Raw genomic sequence first — 20418 nt, forward strand, 5'->3', positions numbered from 1 at the left:
ACGGGCCTGATGAACGTCTTGAGAAACTGGCTGGGAGGGCTGTTGCTGTGTCTGCTCTCCCTGCCCGCAGCAGCACAGGGGATTTTGATCCTCGGTGATAGTATCAGCGCCGCTTTCGGTCTGGAAATCAGTGACGGCTGGGTAAGCCTGCTGGAGCGCCGTCTGGAGGCGCAGAACCTCCCCTTTGAGGTACACAATGCGTCGCTCAGTGGCGACACCACCGCAGGTGGTCTGGCACGCCTGCCGGCCCTGCTGGCGCGGCATGAGCCCAACCTGGTGGTGATTGAGCTGGGCGGTAACGACGGCCTGCGCGGGCTACCCACCGATAAAATGCAACAGAATCTTGCGGCCATGGTCGAACGCTCACGCGCGGCCGGGGCGGAGGTGGTGCTGCTGGGTATGCGCATTCCGCCGAACTACGGCGTGCGCTATACCAGCGCCTTTGAACAGGTCTTCCGTGATGTCGCCGAGCAACAGCAGGTGCCGCTGGTGCCCTTTGTGCTCGAAGGCGTCGCGGGCGTACCAGAGCTGATGCAAGCTGATGGTGTGCACCCCAACGCACAGGGGCAGCCGGGCATTCTGGATAATGCATGGCCGGTGATCCTCGATTGGGTCCAGTCGCCACAGTCGGCCGATGAGGTCGACAATTGAGCCTATCCTGGATGGCCAGGCGCTGGTGTCTGGTGGAGCAGGATGAGCAGTTGGATCTTTTTGTCGAAGACTCCAGGCATGTTCATCTGGTGGATATCAACCTGCGCCTGGATGTGCCCCGCGAACGCACCCTGTGCGCGGATCTGCTGCCGTCGCGCCCGATTTATCGAGAACTGACCAGGGCCGATCTGCGCACGCTGTGCCCGGCCTGCGTAAGGTTGGCTGAACAGGCGCGCGCGGCCGGACAAAGACGCACGGTGTCACGCTCGCGGAGCGAGGCTGCGCCGGTGCAGCAATTTGACTTGAACATGATGCTGAGTGGGAGCTGATGCGGATGAAAGGTCCGATGCTGTTAAAGGGTGTGCTGGTGGCACTGATGGCGGGGCTGGCGACAACGGCGACGGCCAACGAGTATCCGTTGCTGTCTCCCGAGCAGGACATGATCGGCGAGGTCGAGCGTTATCAGGCCGCGTATGAAGACACCTTTGCGGACCTTGGCAGCGTGCGCGGTTTTGGCTATCTGGAAATGACGGCGGCCAACCCCGGCGTTGACCCATGGTTGCCGGGCGCGGGTGTCGAGATCATTCTGCCGGGCGAGCATGTGCTGCCTGAGGGCGTGCGAGAGGGGGTGGTGATCAACCTGCCCGAGTTTCGCATGTACTACTACCACAAGGATGCCCAGCTGGTGTCCAGCTACCCGGTGGGTATCGGCCGCGAGGGCTGGTCTTCGCCCATCGGCGAGACGCGCATTCTGCGCAAGGAAGCCAACCCGTCCTGGTATCCGCCCAAGTCCATTCTTGAAGAGCACGCCGCCAACGGCGATCCGTTGCCCTCGGTCGTGCCGCCCGGGCCGGATAATCCGATGGGGCCGTTCAAGATGAACCTGGCGCTCAGCGGCTACGTGATCCATGGCACCAACAAGAAGTTTGGCATCGGGACGCGGGTTAGCCACGGCTGTTTCCGCATGCGTAACGAAGACATTACCGAGCTGTTTCCGCAGGTGCCGGTCGGTACACCGGTGACGATCGTCAATCAGCCCTACAAGCTGGGTATCAAGGACGGTCTGCTGTATCTGGAGGTGCACACGGCGCTGGATGAACACGGTATGCCGTCAACCCTGGACAAGCAGGCGGCAATTCAACGCTTGCTGGCTGAGCAGCAGGACAAGGTGCAGGGCTTTCGTCTGGACTGGAAGGCAATCAGAGATCTGGTATATGCCGAGAGCGGCATTCCCGGTGTGATAGGACAACCGATCCGGACCATGTGATCCGGATCGGCTGCAGGCAGCCTTATTACTTCTGGCTAGCCTTTTCGAGCATGCGCAGGGCGCGCTCGTTGGCTTCGTCAGCAGTCTGCTGGGCGCGTTGAGCGGCAGCCAGAGCTTCATCAGCCTTGCGGTAGGCTTCGTCTGCACGGGCCTGGGCGCTGGCGGTCGCGTTTTCGTTGGCGGCAACGCGAGCGCTCAGTTCCTTTTCCATGCTGTTGCTGCAGCCAGCGGCAATCAGAGCTGCCAGTGCTACGGCGGATACTTTCAGTGCAGTTTTCATAACTTTCCCCTTGTGTAAAAGTTCCTTGCTTCAAGAACGCACAGCAAAAGACCCAAGGTGGCTACATGAGTTCCCTGAATGGTCTGCTGGGCCTTCCCGGCAGCGCTGTTAATAGTAGCAGTTGCTTGCGAGCTGAACAGGGGAGTGGAGCTAATTCTGTTACCAATAAACAACAATAAACTCCCCTGATGGAGGTGTTCGGGTCTTTGTCCGTGTTCGGCGCTGCGCTAATGTAGCCTGCGCTGTTCATTACAAGGATAAAAATAATGCTTGGAAATCTGGGTCTCATCGCCGGCGTGACGCTGCTTATCTATCTGGCGTTGCGTGGTATCAACATTTTTATTGCTGCGCTGGTCTGCGCGCTGGTGGTCGCCCTGACCAATGGCATGCTGATTTCGCAAACCTTTCTCGAGTTCTTTCCGTTCGGTCCGCTGGGTGCTTTCACCTTTGCCGGCAAGTTCTTCCTGCTGTTCCTGTGTGGTGCCATTTTCGGCAAGGTGATGGCTACCAGTCAGGCAGCCAAGAGTATCGCGCTATCCATTACTCGCGCTCTGGGCGTGCGTCACACGCTGCTGGTTGGCATGGTGGTTTGCGCCTTGCTGACCTACGGCGGGGTGGTGGTGTTTGTCGTGGTGTTCACCATGTATCCGTTGGGTATCACGTTGATGCGTGAGGCCAATCTGCCCAAGCGTCTGTGGGCGGCTGCCACCTCCGTTGGCGCGGGTACCTTCACCATGACCGCGCTGCCGGGCACGCCGTCGATCCACAACGTGATTTCCGCCAGCTCGCTGGGGACTGACCTGTTTGCCGGCGGCTGGATTGGTATTTTTGCTGCGTTGCTGATGGCCGGTCTGGGCATGTGGTACGTGGAGAGCCAGTGGAAGCGCGCCCAGGCGCGTGGCGAAGGCTTTGTCGAGAACGCCCAGGACCGCCGCATGGAGCAGCTCATTGGCGATCCGAACGACGCCCCGGTGTGGTGGATGGCATTGATTCCGATGGTGGTGGTGCTGGGCTCGATCATGTTGCCGCGCGCCTTCCTGGGCATGGCAGATTGGTCCGAGAGCGACGGCATTGTGGCCCGCGTGTTGCTGTTCAGCGCGGCCCAGCCGATTATCTGGCCCAGCATTTCGCTGATTCTCGGCTCGCTGACCTGCGTGCTGCTGTTCCCTGCGCTGCGTCGCACAGCTGCTCAGGCCTTTGGACAGGGCGCCGATGACTCGATCATGCCGCTGCTGAACACGGCTGCCGTGATCGGCTTTGGTGGCGTGGTCACCCAGACCGCCGGTTTTGCCCAGTTTGCCGACTGGATCCTCAACGTTGATCTGCCGCCGCTGCTGTCGGTGTTTGCGTCGGTCAGTGTGGTCTCGGCGATTGTCGGGTCGTCCTCCGGTGGCCTGCAAATCTTCATGCAGTCGCTGGGTCCGCATTACATCGAGATGGGTGTGGATCCGGAGATCCTGCACCGTATTGCAGCGATCGCTGCCGGCGGTCTGGATTCGCTGCCGCACTGCGGCGCGGTGATTGCGACCTTTATGATTATGGGTATTACCCACAAGGAAGCCTACCGGGACATCTTTGTTGTCACGGTCGCGGTGCCCGTCATCGCCTGTCTGGCATCCATCGCCCTGCTGATGTCGCTGGGCATGGGCATGGTCTCCTGAGGCCGGCGGAGCAGGTGGCGCCTGATGGGCGCCGCGTGCTCCAGTGCACAAAATTTCATCAGATGGGGAACATTCCTGCCGATCAGGGTCTATAGTGGATGACTCCTCGCTCGGAGTTATATCTGCCTGGGAGACTGACAATGAATATGAACGCCACCGTCCAGCATGATCAGGAAGGCAAGCAGTTCTATATCGCATTGGAAGGTGCACGGGCTTATCTCGCCTACATGGATCTGGGCAAGAAGACGCTGGATATCTACCGCACCTTCGTACCCAATGCCTTGCGTGGCAAGGGATTGGCGGCCAAGCTGACGGCGCATGCACTGACGTTCGCCCGTGAGCACGGTTACACCGTCATCCCGTCGTGTTCATACGTTGAGCGTTACATGGATCGTCACGCGGCGAACATTGAGTAGCCAGCCAAACGCAACAAAAAACCCGCCAGATTGGCGGGTTTTTTGTTGGCTGTAAATCAGCGTTGCAGACGGGGGCGGCGGGGCAGTACGTCTTTCAGTTTGTCGCGCATGCTGCGCACGCTTTGCTCGGTGGTCGCCCAGTCGATACAGGCGTCAGTCACCGAAACGCCGTATTGCAGCTGCGACAGGTCTTTCGGAATGGACTGGTTACCCCAGCCGATGTGGCTCTCGACCATCAGGCCGATGATTGAGTCGTTGCCTTCGAGGATCTGGTTGGCGACGTTGTCCATGACCAGCGGTTGCAGGCCCGGGTCCTTGTTGGAGTTGGCGTGGCTGCAGTCGACCATGATGTTGCTGGCGATGCCGGCCTTTTCCAGATCCTTTTCGCACAGGGCGACGCTGACCGAGTCGTAGTTGGGCTTGCCGTTGCCGCCGCGCAGCACGACGTGGCCGTAGGGGTTGCCTTTGGTGGTGACGATAGAGACCTGACCCTGCTGGTTGATGCCCAGGAAACGGTGCGGGCTGGAGACCGACTGCAGGGCATTGATGGCAACCGAGAGGCTGCCATCGGTGCCGTTCTTGAAGCCGACGGCCGAGGACAGGCCCGAGGACATTTCGCGGTGGGTCTGGGACTCCGTGGTGCGAGCACCGATGGCCGACCAGGAAATCAGGTCCTGCAGGTACTGGGGCGAAATTGGATCGAGCGCTTCAGTGGCGGTGGGCAAGCCCATTTCCGACAGGTCACAGAGCAGCTGGCGGCCGATGTGCAGGCCATCTTCAATCTTGAACGAGTCATCCAGGTAAGGGTCGTTGATCAGGCCTTTCCAGCCGACAGTCGTACGCGGCTTCTCGAAATAGACGCGCATCACCAGATAGAGGGTATCGCTGACTTCTTCGGCCAGTTTCTTAAGGCGCGCGGCGTAGTCTTTGGCGGCCTCGATATCGTGGATCGAGCAGGGGCCGATGACGATGAACAGGCGGTGGTCCTTGCCATCGAGAATGTCACGAATAACCTGGCGGCTTTCGACAACGGTCGCCTGGGCAGCTGCGCTGAGCGGAATCTTCGCTTTGAGCTGCTCGGGGGTAATCAGAATCTCGTTGGAGGTAATGTTCAGGTCATCAATAGGTAAATCGGCCATCAGTCTTCCCGGAAGTGGTACCGGCCGCGCGGTGCGGCGCTATTTTGAGTGCGTCACAGCTTAATCAAGGTTGGCCGCTTAGGCTACCCCGCAGGCCGCTATCGCTCTGAAAAACAAAATTAATTGGCGCGCGGAAGGACGCCGCCGTGCCATTTTGTCGTGTTGTTGACTGTCTTACCGGGCGCCTGCCCCTTACCATTGCCGAATACCAATAACAGATCATCCAAATGAGGGTTGTATGGACCAGAACAAACTGCAAATCGGCATCATCGGCACGGGCGCAATCGGTGGCTTCTACGGCGCCATGCTGGCCAACGGCGGAAATGATGTGCACTTTTTGCTGCGCAGTGAATATGACGCTGTGGTGGAGAAGGGCATTACCATCAACAGCCTGGTCAATGAACAACTGCATCTGCACCCGGTGCAGGCGTACCAGGATGCTGCAGACATGCCGCCCTGCGACTGGCTGTTCATCGGCGCCAAGTCGACCGCAGGCAACCTGGGCGACATCATCACCCGCGCTGGCAAGCCCGATGCCAAGGTGGTGCTGCTGCAAAACGGCCTGAGCAACGAAGACCAGCTGCGACCCCACCTGCCCGACTCTATGCATCTGATTGGCGGTTTGTGCTATGTCTGCCTGTTCCGCGAAGGCCCGGGCCTGGTCAAGCACCAAGCCAATGGTATGGTCGATCTCGGTTACCACTCTGGCCCGGCTACCAGTGTCGAAGCGCAGCAGGCGCTGCTTAAAGAAGGTGCAGAGCTGCTTGCTTCTGGCAAGATTCCCACACGCCTGCTGCCCGGGGTAGACGAAGCACGTTGGCAGAAGCTGGTCTGGAATGCGCCTTTCAACGGTATTTCCGTGGTGCTGAACTCCGGTACCCAAGCGTTGCTGAAAGACCCGGCAAGTAACAAGCTGATCAAGGAAATGATGGAAGAGGTGATCAGCACGGCTCGGGCCAAAGGCGTCAGCATGCCTGACGGTCTGGCGGACAAGCTGCTGATGGGGACTGGCGCCATGCCCGACTACCAGCCAAGCATGTACCACGACTGGCTGCACAAACGCCCCATGGAGCTGGATAGCCTGTACGGTGAGCTGCTGCGTCAGGGCCGTGAGGCAGGTTGCAGCCTGCCGAAAATCGAGGCAATGTTGGATCAGCTGACGTTCATTCAGAACCGATACCTGTCCAATCAATAGGAAGGCCGCATGCCCAGCCAGCTCGGCGACAAACTGGTTATCGCCATTTCTTCCAGAGCGCTGTTTGATCTGGACGATAGCCACGCGGTCTTCGAGCGCGAGGGGCTGGAAGCCTATCGCTTATATCAGATAGCGCATGAAGACGAGCCGCTGGAGCCGGGCGAGGCCTTCCCGTTGGTGCAGAAGCTGCTGCGCATCAACAGTCTGCTCGAGGGTGATAGCCGGGTCGAGGTGGTTTTGATTTCTCGCAACAGCGCCGATACCGGCTTGCGCGTGTTCAACTCCATCCAGCACTACGGCCTGGGTATCACCCGGGCCGCTTTTGCCGGCGGTCGCAGCCCCTTTACCTATATCCCGGCCTTTGGCTGCCAGCTCTTTCTATCGACCCACGCCGAGGACGTTCGCGCCACCTTGGATGCCGGTTTTGCTGCGGCAACCATCCTGCCGGCCAAGCGCCGCCCAGAACAGCGTGATGAGCTGCGTATCGCCTTTGATGGCGACGCGGTGCTGTTTTCCGACGAGTCCGAGCAGGTGTTCCAGCGCGACGGACTGGCAGCCTTCCAGGCCAGCGAGCAGGCGTCAGCCCATCAGCCCCTTAGGGGTGGCCCGTTCAAGGCGTTCCTGGCTGCACTCAATCGCATTCAGACCGAGTTTGCCAATGAGCAATGTCCGATCCGCACTGCGTTGGTGACGGCGCGCAGTGCCCCGGCCCATGAGCGGGTAATTCGTACCCTGCGTGAGTGGAATATTCGGCTGGACGAGTCCCTGTTTCTGGGCGGCCTGGACAAGTCCGAGTTTCTGCAGGCCTTCGGCGCTGATCTGTTCTTCGATGACCAGGAGGGGCACTGTCAGCGCGCCGTGGGTGTGGTGCCGACTGGGCATGTCCCGCACGGTATCAGCAACCTCAAATCGTCCTCGCCGGTCTGATAATGGCGCAGGTGTGAGACACACTGCACTATTTCATTCCGTTGCCGGAATTTATGGACTAACCTAGCTGTCAGAACAGGCGATCTGGTTATAAGCGATTAACGCGTTGCCGCGCCAGCCAAGCCGCCACCGGGCTTGGATCGATAGAGGAAGCATTCATGAAGCTGCAGCAACTGCGCTATATCTGGGAAGTGGCCCACCATGACCTGAACGTCTCCGCCACCGCCCAGAGCCTGTACACCTCCCAGCCCGGTATCAGCAAACAGATTCGCCTGCTTGAAGACGAGCTGGGCGTAGAGGTGTTTTCTCGCAGTGGCAAGCACCTGACCCGCATCACGCCGGCCGGTGAGCGCATCATTGCGACCGCTGGCGAGATTTTACGCAAGGTCGACAGCATCAAGCAGATTGCTCAGGAGTTCAGCAACGAGCGCAAGGGCACGCTGACGTTGGCAACCACGCATACCCAGGCGCGCTACGCCTTGCCCCCGATCATTCAGAAATTCATCAAGAACTATCCGGACGTCTCGTTGCACATGCATCAGGGTACGCCGATGCAGATCTGTGAAATGACCGTAGACGGTACCGCCGATTTCGCCATCGCCACCGAGGCGCTGGAGCTGTTCGCCGACCTGGTGATGATGCCGTGCTATCGCTGGAATCGCTGCGTCATCGTGCCCAAGGGGCACCCGCTGACGCAGTTGTCGTCTCTGAGCCTGGAGGCGTTGGCAGAGTGGCCACTGGTAACCTATGTGTTTGGTTTTACCGGGCGTTCCAAGCTTGATGAGGCCTTCAGCAATCGCGGGTTGTCGCCGAAAGTGGTGTTTACCGCCGCCGACGCGGACGTGATCAAAACCTATGTGCGACTGGGGTTGGGGGTTGGCATTGTGGCGCACATGGCGGTCGATCCTGTGGCAGATCCGGACTTGGTGGTGATTGATGCCAGTCAGCTGTTCGAGTCCAGTGTGACCAAGATCGGCTTCCGCCGGGGCACTTTCCTGCGCGGTTACATGTACGAGTTTATCGAGGCATTTGCCCCGCATCTGACGCGCGAGATGATCGATCAGGCGCTGCTGTGCAGCAACAAGGTGGAGCTGGAGGCGCTGTTCGACGGGGTCGAGCTACCTGTCCTCTGAAACGAAACGCCGGCTGTTGCCGGCGTTTTCGTATTTGCAGCCTGGTGTCAGCTGCGTGCAATCAGATTGCCGGCGTGCAGACCGCATTCCTTCTTGGTGGACTCTTCCCACCACCAGCGGCCTTCGCGCTCGTGCTGGTTCGGCAGCACGGGGCGCGTGCAAGGCTCGCAGCCAATACTGATAAAACCTTTCTCGTGCAGCGGGTTGTAGGGAATCTCCAGCATGCGGATGTAATTCCAGATGTCCTCACTGCTGTAGTTGGCCAACGGATTGAACTTGACCAGTTGGTGTTCCGGCGTCGAGAACGCGGTGTCCAGCTGAATCACCGGTACGTCGGCGCGGGTGGGGCTTTGATCCTTGCGTTGGCCGGTAATCCAGGCGTCGACTGTGCCCAGTTTGCGGCGCAGCGGTGCAATCTTGCGCACGCCGCAGCAGCCGCCGTGGCCATTTTCGTAAAAGTCGAACAGGCCGTTTTCACGAACGTACGCTTCCAGCTGCTGATGATCAGGGGAGAGCACTTCAAGCTGAATGCTGTAGTGCTTGCGTACCTGCTCCAGGAAGCGGTAGGTCTCGGCGTGCAGGCGGCCGGTGTCGAGGGTGAACACCTTGATTTCGGGGTTGATCTTCCAGGCCATATCCAGCGCGACGATATCGTCGGCGCCACTGAACGATAGCCAGAGATTGTCGAACTGGCTGATTGCCAGCTCGAGGATCTGCTGGGGCGACTTGCTGGCGTACTCGCTGGCCAGTTGGTCGATGTCGACATTACTCATTGCATCAGGCTCTCAATCCGGCGGTGGATCGGTGTGCCACCGTTTCTGGTTTCAGGCGGGCAGTCTAGCAAAGGGCGTCTTAGTCCATCCTCTTTTATTTAGTTATATTTTTATGCCTTTTTTCGAGGTTGCTCGGCGCTTCTAGCGTCCTTCTCGTTGCGCCTGACAGCGCTTGCCGGTAGATTGTGCGCCAGCCTCAACTATTGAAACTCAGGAGTATCACGTGGAAATTGCTTGCCTTGACCTGGAGGGCGTACTGGTCCCGGAAATCTGGATTGCCTTTGCCGAAAAGACCGGCATTGAGGAACTGAAGGCGACCACCCGTGATATTCCGGATTACGACGTACTGATGAAGCAGCGTCTTTCCATTCTGGACAAGCACGGCCTCAAGCTGTCGGACATTCAGGAAGTCATCGCGACTCTCAAACCGCTGGATGGCGCCGTAGAATTTGTCGACTGGCTGCGTGAGCGCTTCCAGGTTGTGATTCTGTCTGACACCTTCTATGAGTTCTCTCAGCCGCTGATGCGCCAGCTGGGCTTTCCGACGTTGTTGTGCCACCGTCTGATCACCGATGAGAACGACCGCGTGGTCGACTATCAGCTGCGTCAAAAAGATCCCAAGCGTCAGTCAGTCATCGCCCTGAAGAGCATTTACTACCGCATCATCGCCGCCGGTGATTCCTACAACGACACCACCATGTTGTCGGAGGCGCATGCCGGTATCCTGTTCCACGCGCCTGACAACGTGATTAGCGAATTCCCGCAGTTCCCGGCAGTACATACCTATGAAGACCTGAAAAAGGCCTTTATTGCTGCCTCCAACCGCGAGCTGTCGCTGTAAGACAACGCTGATCTGCTTGCTCGGCAGTGATCTGCGCCGAGCCAGAGCCTGTTGACGCCATCTAGCGTCAACAGGCTTTTTTCATTGGCTGGTTCGCCCGAGTGGCAAGCTCACTGCGGCCCATTGCGGCCAAGGCCACCAGCGCCGTATCGGCTGGCCGAATACCTGCCTCAACTCGCTCACGCTGCTGGTTCGTTGTGCCGGTTCGAACGCGAGTGCCCGCCGTAGTGCTGGCCAGCAATGTGCGGGCAGGTTCGTCGGCTTTTGCAGGCTGCTGTACTGATCCATGCGCATTGCCTGACGTGCCGTCAGGCGGCTGAATGGGTGATGACCGCTGGCAAGCTCGTAGAGTACGCAGGCCAGCGCATACAGGTCAGTTGCAGGACTGAGATCGCCACCATTAAGCAACTCGAGTGCAGCATAGCGGGGAGTCCAGGCCGCGAGACGCCGGCGCGAGAGCCGGGGCAGGCGGCTTAGCAGCCCTTCGTTGCCCTGGCCGAGGCCAAAGTCGAACAAGCGCACGTCATTGTCGCAGAGCATCACGTTGGTGGGCTTGATGTCGCCATGCAGCACGCCGCGCTGGTGCGCGTGCTGCAGTGCATCAAGCAGCGCCAGCGCCAAGGGTTGCAAGTCATTCCAGGGCAGGCCCTGAGGCTGAGCGGCCATGATCTGGTCCAGCGTTGGCCCGGCCAGCAGCTCCAGGGTCAGGAACGCGCGCTGGCTGTGCGCATCGACGTGGAAACTGTGGGGACGCACGATATGGCGGTGGTGCAGGCGGCTGGTCAGAGCAAACTCGCTGTAGAGTAGGGCGTTGGCGTCGGGGTGGCGGGAGAAGGTGTCGTTCAATGTTTTCAGCGCAACCCAGGGCTCGGGGTCGCCAAACTGCTCGCGCACCAGATCACGTGCCCGATAGACCGCGCCCATGCCGCCGACGCCAAGCAGGCGTTCGATGCGATAACGCTTGCCCATCAGCTCTGGTAGGTCACTTGGGGTCTGTAAGGGGACGCCTGTCGGCGCGCTTGTCTGGTTCACGTTGGGCTCGTCGCGGGTGTGGGGCGGATAACGATGGCGGTGAGGTTGTCGCTGGCGGGGCCTTGCAGGGCGAGGGTAAACAGCTGTTCGACGATCGCTTGCGCCGTCGGCAGCTGCAATGACTGGGCAAGTTGCCTGATGCTCAGGCTGCGATACAGGCCGTCGCTGCAGAGAAGCAAGCGGTCATGAACCTGCAGCGTAAACTCGCTGACATCCAGGTGCAGTACCTCGTGCGCGCCAACGGCGCGGGTGAGTGCCTGTGCGTTGGGGTGACGTGCCGCCTGGCTGGCGCTGATGTTGCTGTTGCTGATCAATTGCTGGGCAAGGGTGTGATCACGCGACAGCAGGTATAGCTTTTTCTGGCGCCACAGGTAGCAGCGGCTGTCGCCTGCCCACAGACAGAAAGCACGCCGGCCTTGGGCGAGAACGGTCACCACGGTGCTGCCGCTCAAGGGAGCGGGTCCGCCGGCGCATACTGTCATGTCCTGCGTCAGACGATGGTTTACCTGGTGCAGGGCCTGGCGAACCCGCCGCTGATTCTGGTCAAGATTACTCCCCAGTGGCAGGTCCGCGAGTTGTTCCACGATCAGACGACTGGCCAGTGCACCGTTGTGATGGCCTCCCATACCGTCGGCAACGGCCCAGAGGCTGCCCAGGCGTCGGTCAAGCAGCGCATCTTCATTACGCTTGCGAACCTTGCCAATGTGAGTCTGACTCGCGCTGTCCCAGTGGATCATAGCTGTGCCGGCAGGGCGAAGCCGCGGAGCAACTCCGGGTCGAAGGGGTTGGGCGCTCGCTGGCTGTGCAGCAGGTACTGGGCCCGCATACCGCCAATGCTGGCCCGCAGCAGCAGGGCATCGCGTTCTTCCTGGCGTTGAATCTCTATGCGGTCCAGCAGGCGAAACAGCGACCAGGTGCCGGCTTCCTGCTGCAGTCCCAGGCGTCGACCGCCCAAGTCCTCGAGCGTCAGGCTGATGCGTTCGCTGCCTTCGGCAGCGGGCCAGCGAAAGGCACTGGCGACGATGGGGCCGTGACGATACTCAAGTTGCTGGGGCCCATAGTGGAAACTGGCACGGCCCAGGCTGGCATCCAGCGCGTAGGGCTCCAGGCGGAACTGCACGCCAGGCTCGAAGGGGTCATCGGCAAAGAAGCCGGCGCGGATTGCCTGGGCTCGTGCCAGCTGGGTCAGCAACGCGGACGATAGCGGCAGGCTGCGTCCGTCCAGGGAGCGAAGGCGGTAGCGACCATCGCGCTGAATCACGAACGGTTGCAGATAGTTGGCGACAAACTGCTCGATGGTGCCTTCCTGTTGGAAAAAGCGACGGAAGTCGTTCAACTCGACATCTCGGCTGCTGCTGGCACTGAACGGATAGCGCTGGGCGAATGCGCTGCGGTAGACACTGTACAGGTCGGTCCGGTAGCGCTGGTTCACGTAGCGGCTGGCATCAGCCAGTACCTGCCCCCATGCGTCTGACGCCAACTGGTTGACCCAGCCATTGAGGGGGGCTGGCAGGGCACTGGCGGCGTCACGCGTGGCGCTGATCGCATCGGCCTGGTGTTGCATGCGCTTGCGCGCCATCTCGAAGGCCAGCTGCCCGCTGTCGCCACTGTTGTAGAGCTGCGCCAGCTGCAACTGCAGTTGAGTGAGCGCTTGCTGGCTCTGCAGCAATGCCGCGGTAGGGTTGCCGTCGCTGTCGAGCAAGCCATGCAGATTGGCGAACTGCTGCTGCAGGGCTTGCTTGGCGGCGCTGGCGGGGGTTGCGCGCTCGCGTTGCGGATCAATCAGTCGGGTGTGCTCGCGCAGCTGTTGCAGCAAAAGCAGTTGTGGTGCGCTGCTGGCGCTCAAGGCCGACAGGTCGGTAACCGCCCGGCCATTACGCAATGTTGCCATGCGCAGTGAAGCCAGCGCGCGGATCCACTCGTCGGTGTAGTCCTGGAAGTACAGAGCCTCCACCTCAACAAGCAGTTGGCGTTGTTCGCTTGGTGTCAGTTGGCTGCGATTACCCAGCACCCAGTTGTCTTCCAGCAGACCTTCGATCAGGGCAGGCCCTTGTTGCTGGAACAGGGTCTGATAGCCGGTTCGGGTATAGAAGCCGGGGATGGCGGTTGGGCGGCTGGCGAGCAATTGATGGTCGGTACCCAGTTGGCTGTCCAGGCGATAGTGTGGCAAGGCACGTGCCTGTTCGCGCAGCAGGCGGTAGGTCAGCTGTGCGAGGGACTCCTGTTGCAACTGGTCGCGCACCCTGGCGACCAGCGCCTCATCGACCGCAGTTGCCTGCCACGGCAGCGCCAGCAGGCGCTCAAGGTGGGCGCTCAGTTGGGTTTGTACATCGGTCTGTTCGGGGTAGCGGTGCTGCCACTCTTCGCCCATCCACTGCTGTAGATAACCTGTCTCCAGGCGCTCTGGCTGACTGAGCATGAGGTAGGCGCGCAAGTGGCCAATCAGTTGCTGGCGGTCAGCGTGGGCTCTGCGCAGGCGTGCCTCAAGCTGGCGGGTTATCAGGGGCAGCAGGTAGTCGCGTAACGATTGCTGGTAGTGTCGCTGTACCTGGGGCAGGACGTCAGGTGCCTGCTCCAGAGTCAGGGTTCGAGTGAGGACGCGGCCGCCGGTTTCGGGGTGTACAAGAGTAGCGGCGTAGCGGGTATCCAGTTGCTGCAGCAAGGCGGTGATGCGGCTGTGCGCCTGTATTTTCGGGGTGCTCGGCAGGAAATGCTCGGCCAGGTTGGCCAGCTGAGAAAGCCGTTCGCTTTGCTGGTGATAGGCCCAGCTCCAGCCAACGGCGCAGCAGGCAAGCCCCGCCGCCGCCAGGCCGAACCCTACGCGCTGGCGGCGGCGCTGGCGCTGCTCGCGGTTGGCATCGAGTGATACCCGGTGCGGGTTGCCCAGGATGACCTGCTCGAACAGCTCGGTGACAAAGCCCGATTGCCTCGGCGGACCCGGGGCATACAGCAGGTTATCCTGCTCCGACTGGCCGCTGCAGGTGAAATAGAGTCCCTGCAGGCGAGAACCCGACTGGTAGCGGCTGGCGCTGAAGGTTTGCTCGATAAAACGCTGAACAGGTCCTTCGAGGCGCGCCAGTTGCCAGGGCAAATCCAGCAACCGCCCGCGGCGCGCCGGATCGCGCTCCTGGTGCAGGCGATGAAGCATCTGTGCGTTGAGGCGGCCTAGTAACGCCGCATAGGCTTGCGTGCGCTGCGCGGAATCCGCTTGCGGGTGGTTGTCGAGTCGCATGCCGAAGTGTTGCTGGCGCTGCTCGAGCGGGAGCTGCTCCAGGAGCTCCGCCAACCCCGGAATCAGGTCGCTCTTGCTGAGCAGCAGGTAGACCGGCAAGTCCAGACCCAGCTGGCTGCGTAGCTCGCTGAGTGCATGGCGCAGCCGCCGCGCGAGGTTGTCCAGTTCCAGGTCGTGATTCTGCTGAAGCAGGTCTACCGGCAAGGTGATGATGACACCGGTCAATGCCGGTTGGCGCCGCTGGCGCAGCAGGGACAGCAGGGCCTGCCAGTGCGGCGCAGGTTGGTCACTGTCGACCTCGGGCAGGCAGTGACCGCTGCAATCGATCAGGGTGCCTGCGTGGTGGCAATGCCATTCGGCCGGGCTGCTGCCTGCACTGCCGTCAGGGATCTCTGCGGTGCTGCAAAGCAGCGGCAGGTCGGGTTGCGCCAGCAGGCTGCTTTTCCCGGCGCCCTGCGGGCCTATGAGCAGGTACCATGGTTGTCTGCGTCGTTGGCGGGCAGTCACGCCGGCTTTTTGTAGCTGCTGCTGGGCGAGGATGGCGCGCTGGTGCAGTGCCAGGTGTACGTCTACCTGCCGCTCATGCTGTTGTTGTTCTTCGGCGGTCGGTGGCGAGGGCTTGGGACGTGTGCGCCAGTAGGTGACTGTACGCCAGAGCAGCCATGGCATTGCCAGCAGGGCGATGGTGCCTGCGCGGCTCCAGCGACTGCTCCAGATCGCGTGGCCGTTCACCGAGATCATCGGGCCAAGGGTCCAGACCAATAAGCCGAGCAGTACCAGCAACAGCGCCGTCCAGCCAGCCGGGGAGCGCAGCAGACCCAGCAGGCGCGGGAGAACAGGGTTCATTGTCGCGCCTCCTGGATGCTGTACTGTTGCAATGTGTTGTGGCGTTGCTGTTCCAGCGTACTGCTGAAGGCAGTATGCAGCAGGGTCATGCCCGCGAGTGTGGCGCAAAGCAACAGCCAGGCTGGAAAGGGCCTGCGCAGCGAATGGTCGGCTGCATCGACAGCGTTGGGCTCGGCCAGTCGGGTGTCGGGCGCCTCGCGGTAGCGCCGAAGTTCCCGGTACAGGCGCTCACTGAGCTCGGCCAGGGCCGTTTCACCTCGCGGCTGCAAGCGATATCGTCCCTGAAAACCCAGGGCGATGCAGACGTACATCAGCTCTAGTACGTCCAGGTGTCTGCCCGGGTCCCGGTTCAGGCGCTCCAGCAGGACAAAAAACTTTTCACCGCCGAAGGTTTCCTGGTGAAAGAGGGCAAGCAGGCTGTGTTGTGACCAGTCGCTGTCGTTGCCCCAGCGCGTGGCAAGAATGGCTTCGTCGAGTACGGTACAGAGCACATAGCGGGCAGCGTGGCGGCTGGTTTGCTCGATGCCGTGGTCCTGGCATTGCAGGTCAAAGTACTGAATACCGGCGCGCAGCGATTCGCGCAACAGCTCCGGACGTTCCTGCGCGTCGGCGGATTTGAGTTGAACCAGCTCGCTGAGCAGCGGCGCGGCCAGGGTCAACAGGGTATTGGGGCCGTGGGCGTCGATCAGCAACGAGCTGTTGCCCGGTGGCAGCGACAGGCGTTGTGCCAGAGGCGGTGGACGCAGCGCTGGGTCGTAGTCAGTGAGGGGGCTGTCGGCGGACCAGGCGTCGTCCTGGGCGAGGATCACAGTCCGGTCGTCATCTCGGGATGCCATTGCGTGCATGCGTCAGCTCCTGATGGCCCAAAAGGCCAGTTGCAGATTGCTCAGTTCGCCGGCGGCGTGGAACGCGAAGCCGCCAGAGCTGGCCAGCTGTGCGCGTTCATCGGCGCTGAGCTCCAGGGCGAAGTAGATGCGATCGTTATGAAAGGGCAGTTGCCTGGGAGCAACCGGTAACGCGCGCACGCGGATGCCGGGCAGGTGGAGGTTGACCAGCTGACGAATCTGCTCAACAGCACCGATCTTCAGGTGGGTAGGCAATCGCTTGCGCAGGGCGTCGCCGTCGCAGTCAGCCTTGGCCGCCAAGATGAAGAGAGCGCCATCAAGCAGCGCCGGATCACTGATGGGGGCCACGCGAATGCCGTACTGCCGTTGTTGCAGTGGCAGCTCCATCGCGTGTTGCTCCAGCACCATGGACAGGCTTTGGCGCAAGGCGCGCATGAGTTGCCGGTAGCTACCACCCTGGTCGCTGTGCTGGTAATGCAGGTCGGCGGGGGGGCGCTTGCTGTCGCAGCTGAAGGTGGATAGTTCGCCGAGCAGGCTCAGCAACAGGTTGAACAGCACGGCAGGCGGGGTGTGGCTGCCGTTGCGCAGTTGTCGCAGCAAGGGTTCCTGGCGGTTGAGCAATTGGAGCATCAGCAGGTCACCCAACTCGGCACTGGCGGCGGTGCCGCGGCTACGCAGCCGCTCGGCCAGAGCATCTGCGCGGTGCTTCACAAGGCTGATGGTCTCCTGCAGGCATTTTTGCAGGTAGGGGCTGTCCTGACAGTGCAGGTAGCTGGCGGTCAGGTCTTCATCCAGACGGATGTTGCCATCGCTACCGCACTCCTGTACCTGACAAAGCCGCAGACGAACCAGCGCCTGGTCTTCGCCGGCATCGCCCAGCACCAGACGAAAAGCTGGCTGCGCGACACGCAAGGTAGCGCTGCCACCCGCACCTGCGTTGGCGTCGCTGACCTCATGGTCGGCGCTAAGATAGCGTGCCAGTGGTGCTTCGCTCCCGGGTTGCTGTACCTCAAGATGGCCTCGGCTGGTGAGGGGCAGGGCAAGGTAGACAGGGGTACTCAAGGTGCCGGGCGGGATGTCGAGCGCAAGCGGCTCGGCGCGTTGCGCCAGGTCAAACAGACTGCCGTCCGGTAGCAGGCCGGCTGCATCGCTCAGCACGATCTTGCCCAGCGCGAGGAACTGGGTATCCAGATCGAGGCGAGTGAAGCCCCAGGCGTGGGCGTGCAAGCCGCTGGTGCGGCGGGTGAGCTGCTCGTCGTAGTAGCGGTCATGCTGCTGAAAGTGCTGGGGCCGCAGCAGCATTCCTTCGTGCCACACCACATTAAGCGTTTGCATGTCAGGGCTCTCCGGTGGGCTGTTGTTGGTTGATGCCGTGTTCGTCGAGCGCCAGCGTGAACTGGTTGCGTGCGCCAGGCTGCACATCCAGGCGGATGCGCCAGCGGGTGTTGGGCAAGTCGCGATAGGCTGCGATCAGGCCCAGGTGTCGTGCTTCGGGCCCGGCAGCTATCTTGAACTGGCGTTGTTCGCCGGGGCGCAATTCAAGCTCCTGGAGCGCGAGCAGGTCGGGCGACAGGATCTGTTGCGGTCGTTGCTGCAGGGCAAAAAAGTCGGCTTGCTCAAAGGCCACGGGATGGCGCAGTTCTATCAGTTGCAGCACGACGGGTGAGGGGCGGCCGTGCAAATCCGGGTTGAGCAAGTCGGTGGCGCTGATCTGCAGGTCGATTTTGGTCATGTGCGAGTAGGGAGACAGCAGGCTGCACGCACTCAGCAGGCAGGCCGCCAGGGCAAGGAGGAGACGATGCATGGGCTTATCCGAAGGGGTTGTGGTGGAGGCTGTTAAGCAAGTGGTGCTGCTCCTGATAGGCCTCTCTGAAGGCGTGCTGGCAACGCTGTTGAAGCGGACCGGGTTGCTGGTAGTGCTGCTGCAGGGCGCGCCAGCGGGCGCCGTCGGTGCGCGGTCCGCCCGGGCCCAGCAGGTGGGCGGGCGCCAGAATCACCGGCAGCTGGTCGCACAGCCGGTTGCCAGCCTGCTGAATCGCCAGCTGGTGGGATCTGAGCTGACGCCAGGCGCTGCGGAGCAGTTCTTCGCCATCGGCTGCTCCCAGTAGTTGCTGCAGGGCGGTGACGGCATCCGCGCTGTCGCTGAGCGGGTGGCGCATGGCGTTTGCCTGCAACTGAGACGCGCTGTGTTGCTGTGTGTGCAGGCTGTGCTGCAGTTCGGCAACGGCGCTGCGCAGCAGACCGATGGCCTGGCGGCTGAGTGCGGCGGCCTGGGCCGAGGAGGCGGGCTGCAGCCCAAGTTGCTGGCACAGCTGCTCTGCTAGCTCGAAGTCGCCTGTCGGCCGCGGTGTGATCGGCGACTGGGTGCGTGGCAGGCGGACATGCTCCGCCTCCACCGGGTGATGCTCTGCGCTGGATGTTGGCAATGACGCCTGCTCGGGCGTCTGAAGCCATTCGGCCAGCGGGTCATCGCTTTCATGACCGCCTTCGCCCAACGACAGAAAGGCATCGTCAGGGATCAGTGGATGGGCACTGCTGCTGGTGACCTGCTGCAGCCGCGCGCGTATCTCCATCTCGCCCAGGCAGTAGATCTGGCCGTGCTCAATGCGTTCGGGCTCGCCCTTGGTCAGGCGGCGGCCATCGCTTTTGATGTGGATGCCGTTGCTACTGGTATCGGTGAGATAAAAGGCCTCCTCGCTGTAGCTGATCTGGGCATGGCGACCAGAGATGATGCGCTGGCGGTCGGGCAGCACCCAGTCGCAGTCGGCGGCGCGGCCGATGACGCCGCCGGCCTGACGGAACTGGCGGGTAAGCGGTGGCTCCTGCGCTGAGGCGGGTGGGTAGATGACTTCCAGCATCAGCTCCATGCGCGGGCCTCCTCAGTCAGGGGAGGCGTCCCACGCCTGTCCAGGGGCTGATATTGGTCGTCATCGAAGCGCAGGTTGCTACTACAGGCGCACAGGGTGAACGCAGCAACCAGCAGCAGCGTGTGCCTGACCAGCGGGCAGGGAAATAAGAATAGACGCATTACAGAATCCATTAGGTGCTCAACAGAACCCGTCCTGGGTTATTGGTTGAGCTGCAGCAAGGGCTGTGCCTGGATTCTTGTGTCTTTTAAATCAATGGGTTGCGCTAGTCTTTTGACAGTGCGCCGCTAGGTTGTGACGGTGATCGCGGCGCAGTGCGCAGATTGTTGCGCAAGGTGCGGGAAAACTGGCGCACCGGGGCCTGGCAACGACAGCGCCCCGTCAGCGGCAGACAGGAATCAGGCAATCAGTGGCTGCTGCCTGGCTGTCTTCCAGGCTGGCTGCTGCGCAGCTGCGAACCTGTTGCGCGGCAGTGTCGCAGCCCATTTCCTGCATGCCGGTCGCCAGGTTGTTCCAGCCAGCCGAGTAGCCGGGAAAGCGGCGCACCAGCTCGCTGAAGTGCTCAATGGCTTCGGCTTGCTGCCCGTTGTGCCAGGCGATATTGCCAAGTCCCAGCAGGGCGGCAGGCTGGTCCGGCCAGCGCTCGGCGGCGGCCTGGTAGGCTTTGCTTGCGCTGTCGGTCTGGCCGACCTGTTCCAGATCGGCGGCGGCGGCCAGGAAGGGCAGCGGTTCGGCGGTGGCAGGAATGCGCTCGGGAGGGACGGCAACACGGGCCCAGCGCTCGGCTCGGTCCCAGGTGCGCATAAATACCGAGAAGGGCTCACGCTGGCGCGCGTTCAGCCCGGAATGCAGGATCAGTTCGCGGGTGTTCAGGTCGTAGCCAACGGCAACGGCATAATGCCATTGGGGATACCAGTCGAAGGCCAGATTCTGCATCACCAGAACGGCGTTGCCGTCGTCCAGTTCGCGCAGGATGGCGCCCAGCTTCCCGGCCAGAGGGTAGACCAGCAAGCCCTGCTCACGAGCGGCGGCGACCATTTCAACCTGCAGGCTACCCTTGCGTTCGGGCAGGTACACGCGACCTGTGAGTTGCGCTGGGGCGATTTCAATACCGCGCTGGCCGAGCATCATCGACAGCGCCGCGGGGCCGCACTGGTAGGCGTCCTGCGCATGGAACGGCAAGTCGGTCAGCAGGCGATTGGGGGGCAGGTCGGTAGGGAGTTCAGCGGTGGTGCGGGGAGCGAGGCCGGCGCAGGCTGACAGCATGGCTGTCAGCCCGAGGAGCAGGCCAAGGCGAACGGCCTTGTACATGA

The 20418-nt window shown here is 61.5% G+C and carries 20 protein-coding genes; 9 read left to right on the forward strand and 11 right to left on the reverse strand.

Features of this window, described 5'->3' with window-relative positions; genetic code table 11:
• Positions 1–9 precede the first annotated feature (9 nt).
• The 3 genes from ASB58_RS06300 to ASB58_RS06310 are packed head-to-tail and all read left to right on the forward strand — an operon-like array spanning position 10 to position 1918.
• Positions 10–651 carry an arylesterase gene (locus ASB58_RS06300; protein ID WP_202974593.1) on the forward strand — a complete coding sequence of 214 codons (642 nt, stop codon included), beginning with the start codon at positions 10–12 and terminating at the stop codon, positions 649–651.
• The gene (locus ASB58_RS20005; protein WP_174704261.1) at positions 648–980 is read left to right on the forward strand and encodes a hypothetical protein; all 333 of its coding nucleotides are present in this window, start codon (positions 648–650) and stop codon (positions 978–980) included. The genes ASB58_RS06300 and ASB58_RS20005 overlap by 4 nt, the downstream gene beginning before the upstream one ends.
• A complete protein-coding gene (locus ASB58_RS06310) occupies positions 980–1918 on the forward strand; it encodes a L,D-transpeptidase family protein (protein WP_425220532.1) in 939 nt (312 codons plus the stop codon). The genes ASB58_RS20005 and ASB58_RS06310 overlap by 1 nt, the downstream gene beginning before the upstream one ends.
• Before the next feature lie 25 nt (positions 1919–1943).
• Here the strand turns inward: ASB58_RS06310 and ASB58_RS06315 are convergent, their stop codons facing one another.
• Positions 1944–2198, reverse strand: a complete 255-nt coding sequence (locus tag ASB58_RS06315) for an Lpp/OprI family alanine-zipper lipoprotein (protein ID WP_118129703.1) — start codon at positions 2196–2198, stop codon at positions 1944–1946.
• Between the two features lie 266 nt (positions 2199–2464).
• Here ASB58_RS06315 and ASB58_RS06320 point away from each other — a divergent pair, with 266 nt between their 5' ends.
• On the forward strand, positions 2465–3859 hold the full coding sequence (locus tag ASB58_RS06320; protein WP_118129704.1) for a GntP family permease: 1395 nt from the start codon (positions 2465–2467) through the stop codon (positions 3857–3859).
• Positions 3860–3999: 140 nt separating this feature from the next.
• A complete protein-coding gene (locus tag ASB58_RS06325; RefSeq protein WP_096005123.1) occupies positions 4000–4275 on the forward strand; it encodes a GNAT family N-acetyltransferase in 276 nt (91 codons plus the stop codon).
• A gap of 56 nt (positions 4276–4331) precedes the next feature.
• On the opposite strand, the gene ASB58_RS06330 is transcribed toward ASB58_RS06325, so the two are convergent.
• On the reverse strand, positions 4332–5414 hold the full coding sequence (locus tag ASB58_RS06330) for a 3-deoxy-7-phosphoheptulonate synthase (protein WP_118129705.1): 1083 nt from the start codon (positions 5412–5414) through the stop codon (positions 4332–4334).
• A gap of 238 nt (positions 5415–5652) precedes the next feature.
• Between ASB58_RS06330 and ASB58_RS06335 the strand changes: the two genes are divergently transcribed.
• The 3 genes from ASB58_RS06335 (at position 5653) to cysB (ending at position 8669) form a co-directional block, all read left to right on the forward strand.
• Positions 5653–6609 (forward strand): putative 2-dehydropantoate 2-reductase, encoded by a 957-nt coding sequence (locus ASB58_RS06335; protein ID WP_096005125.1) that lies wholly within the window; start codon positions 5653–5655, stop codon positions 6607–6609.
• Between the two features lie 9 nt (positions 6610–6618).
• A complete protein-coding gene (locus ASB58_RS06340) occupies positions 6619–7536 on the forward strand; it encodes a 5'-nucleotidase (protein ID WP_096005126.1) in 918 nt (305 codons plus the stop codon).
• A 158-nt stretch (positions 7537–7694) separates the two neighbouring features.
• On the forward strand, positions 7695–8669 hold the full coding sequence (cysB, locus tag ASB58_RS06345) for an HTH-type transcriptional regulator CysB (RefSeq protein WP_118129706.1): 975 nt from the start codon (positions 7695–7697) through the stop codon (positions 8667–8669).
• 47 nt (positions 8670–8716) lie between these two features.
• Here cysB and ASB58_RS06350 read toward each other — a convergent pair whose 3' ends face one another.
• Positions 8717–9442, reverse strand: coding sequence for a phosphoadenylyl-sulfate reductase (locus tag ASB58_RS06350; protein ID WP_118129707.1), 726 nt, complete (start codon positions 9440–9442; stop codon positions 8717–8719).
• A gap of 223 nt (positions 9443–9665) precedes the next feature.
• On the opposite strand from ASB58_RS06350, the gene thrH reads away from it, so the two are divergent.
• The gene (gene thrH, locus ASB58_RS06355) at positions 9666–10283 is read left to right on the forward strand and encodes a bifunctional phosphoserine phosphatase/homoserine phosphotransferase ThrH (RefSeq protein WP_096005129.1); all 618 of its coding nucleotides are present in this window, start codon (positions 9666–9668) and stop codon (positions 10281–10283) included.
• 81 nt (positions 10284–10364) lie between these two features.
• Here thrH and ASB58_RS06360 read toward each other — a convergent pair whose 3' ends face one another.
• The 8 genes from ASB58_RS06360 to ASB58_RS06395 form a co-directional block, all read right to left on the reverse strand.
• The gene (locus ASB58_RS06360) at positions 10365–11315 is read right to left on the reverse strand and encodes a serine/threonine-protein kinase (protein WP_235827232.1); all 951 of its coding nucleotides are present in this window, start codon (positions 11313–11315) and stop codon (positions 10365–10367) included.
• A complete protein-coding gene (locus tag ASB58_RS06365) occupies positions 11312–12052 on the reverse strand; it encodes a PP2C family protein-serine/threonine phosphatase (protein WP_118129709.1) in 741 nt (246 codons plus the stop codon). Before ASB58_RS06365 ends, ASB58_RS06360 begins: the two co-directional genes overlap by 4 nt.
• Positions 12049–15393 (reverse strand): type VI secretion system membrane subunit TssM, encoded by a 3345-nt coding sequence (gene tssM / locus ASB58_RS06370; RefSeq protein WP_118129710.1) that lies wholly within the window; start codon positions 15391–15393, stop codon positions 12049–12051. Before tssM ends, ASB58_RS06365 begins: the two co-directional genes overlap by 4 nt.
• Positions 15390–16238 (reverse strand): type IVB secretion system protein IcmH/DotU, encoded by an 849-nt coding sequence (icmH, locus tag ASB58_RS06375; RefSeq protein WP_118129711.1) that lies wholly within the window; start codon positions 16236–16238, stop codon positions 15390–15392. The genes tssM and icmH overlap by 4 nt, the downstream gene beginning before the upstream one ends.
• A 3-nt stretch (positions 16239–16241) precedes the next feature.
• Positions 16242–17573 carry a type VI secretion system baseplate subunit TssK gene (gene tssK, locus ASB58_RS06380; RefSeq protein WP_118129712.1) on the reverse strand — a complete coding sequence of 444 codons (1332 nt, stop codon included), beginning with the start codon at positions 17571–17573 and terminating at the stop codon, positions 16242–16244.
• A 1-nt stretch (position 17574) separates the two neighbouring features.
• Positions 17575–18042, reverse strand: coding sequence for a type VI secretion system lipoprotein TssJ (gene tssJ, locus ASB58_RS06385; RefSeq protein WP_118129713.1), 468 nt, complete (start codon positions 18040–18042; stop codon positions 17575–17577).
• Between the two features lie 4 nt (positions 18043–18046).
• Entirely contained in the window at positions 18047–19105 is a 1059-nt protein-coding gene (locus ASB58_RS06390) for a type VI secretion system-associated FHA domain protein (RefSeq protein ID WP_118129714.1), read from the reverse strand.
• A gap of 381 nt (positions 19106–19486) precedes the next feature.
• On the reverse strand, positions 19487–20416 hold the full coding sequence (locus ASB58_RS06395; protein WP_235827233.1) for a PA2778 family cysteine peptidase: 930 nt from the start codon (positions 20414–20416) through the stop codon (positions 19487–19489).
• Between the last annotated feature and the right edge of the window lie 2 nt (positions 20417–20418).

The organism is Pseudomonas abyssi (assembly GCF_003444685.1).
In the GTDB taxonomy this organism is placed as follows: Bacteria; Pseudomonadota; Gammaproteobacteria; order Pseudomonadales; family Pseudomonadaceae; genus Halopseudomonas; species Halopseudomonas abyssi.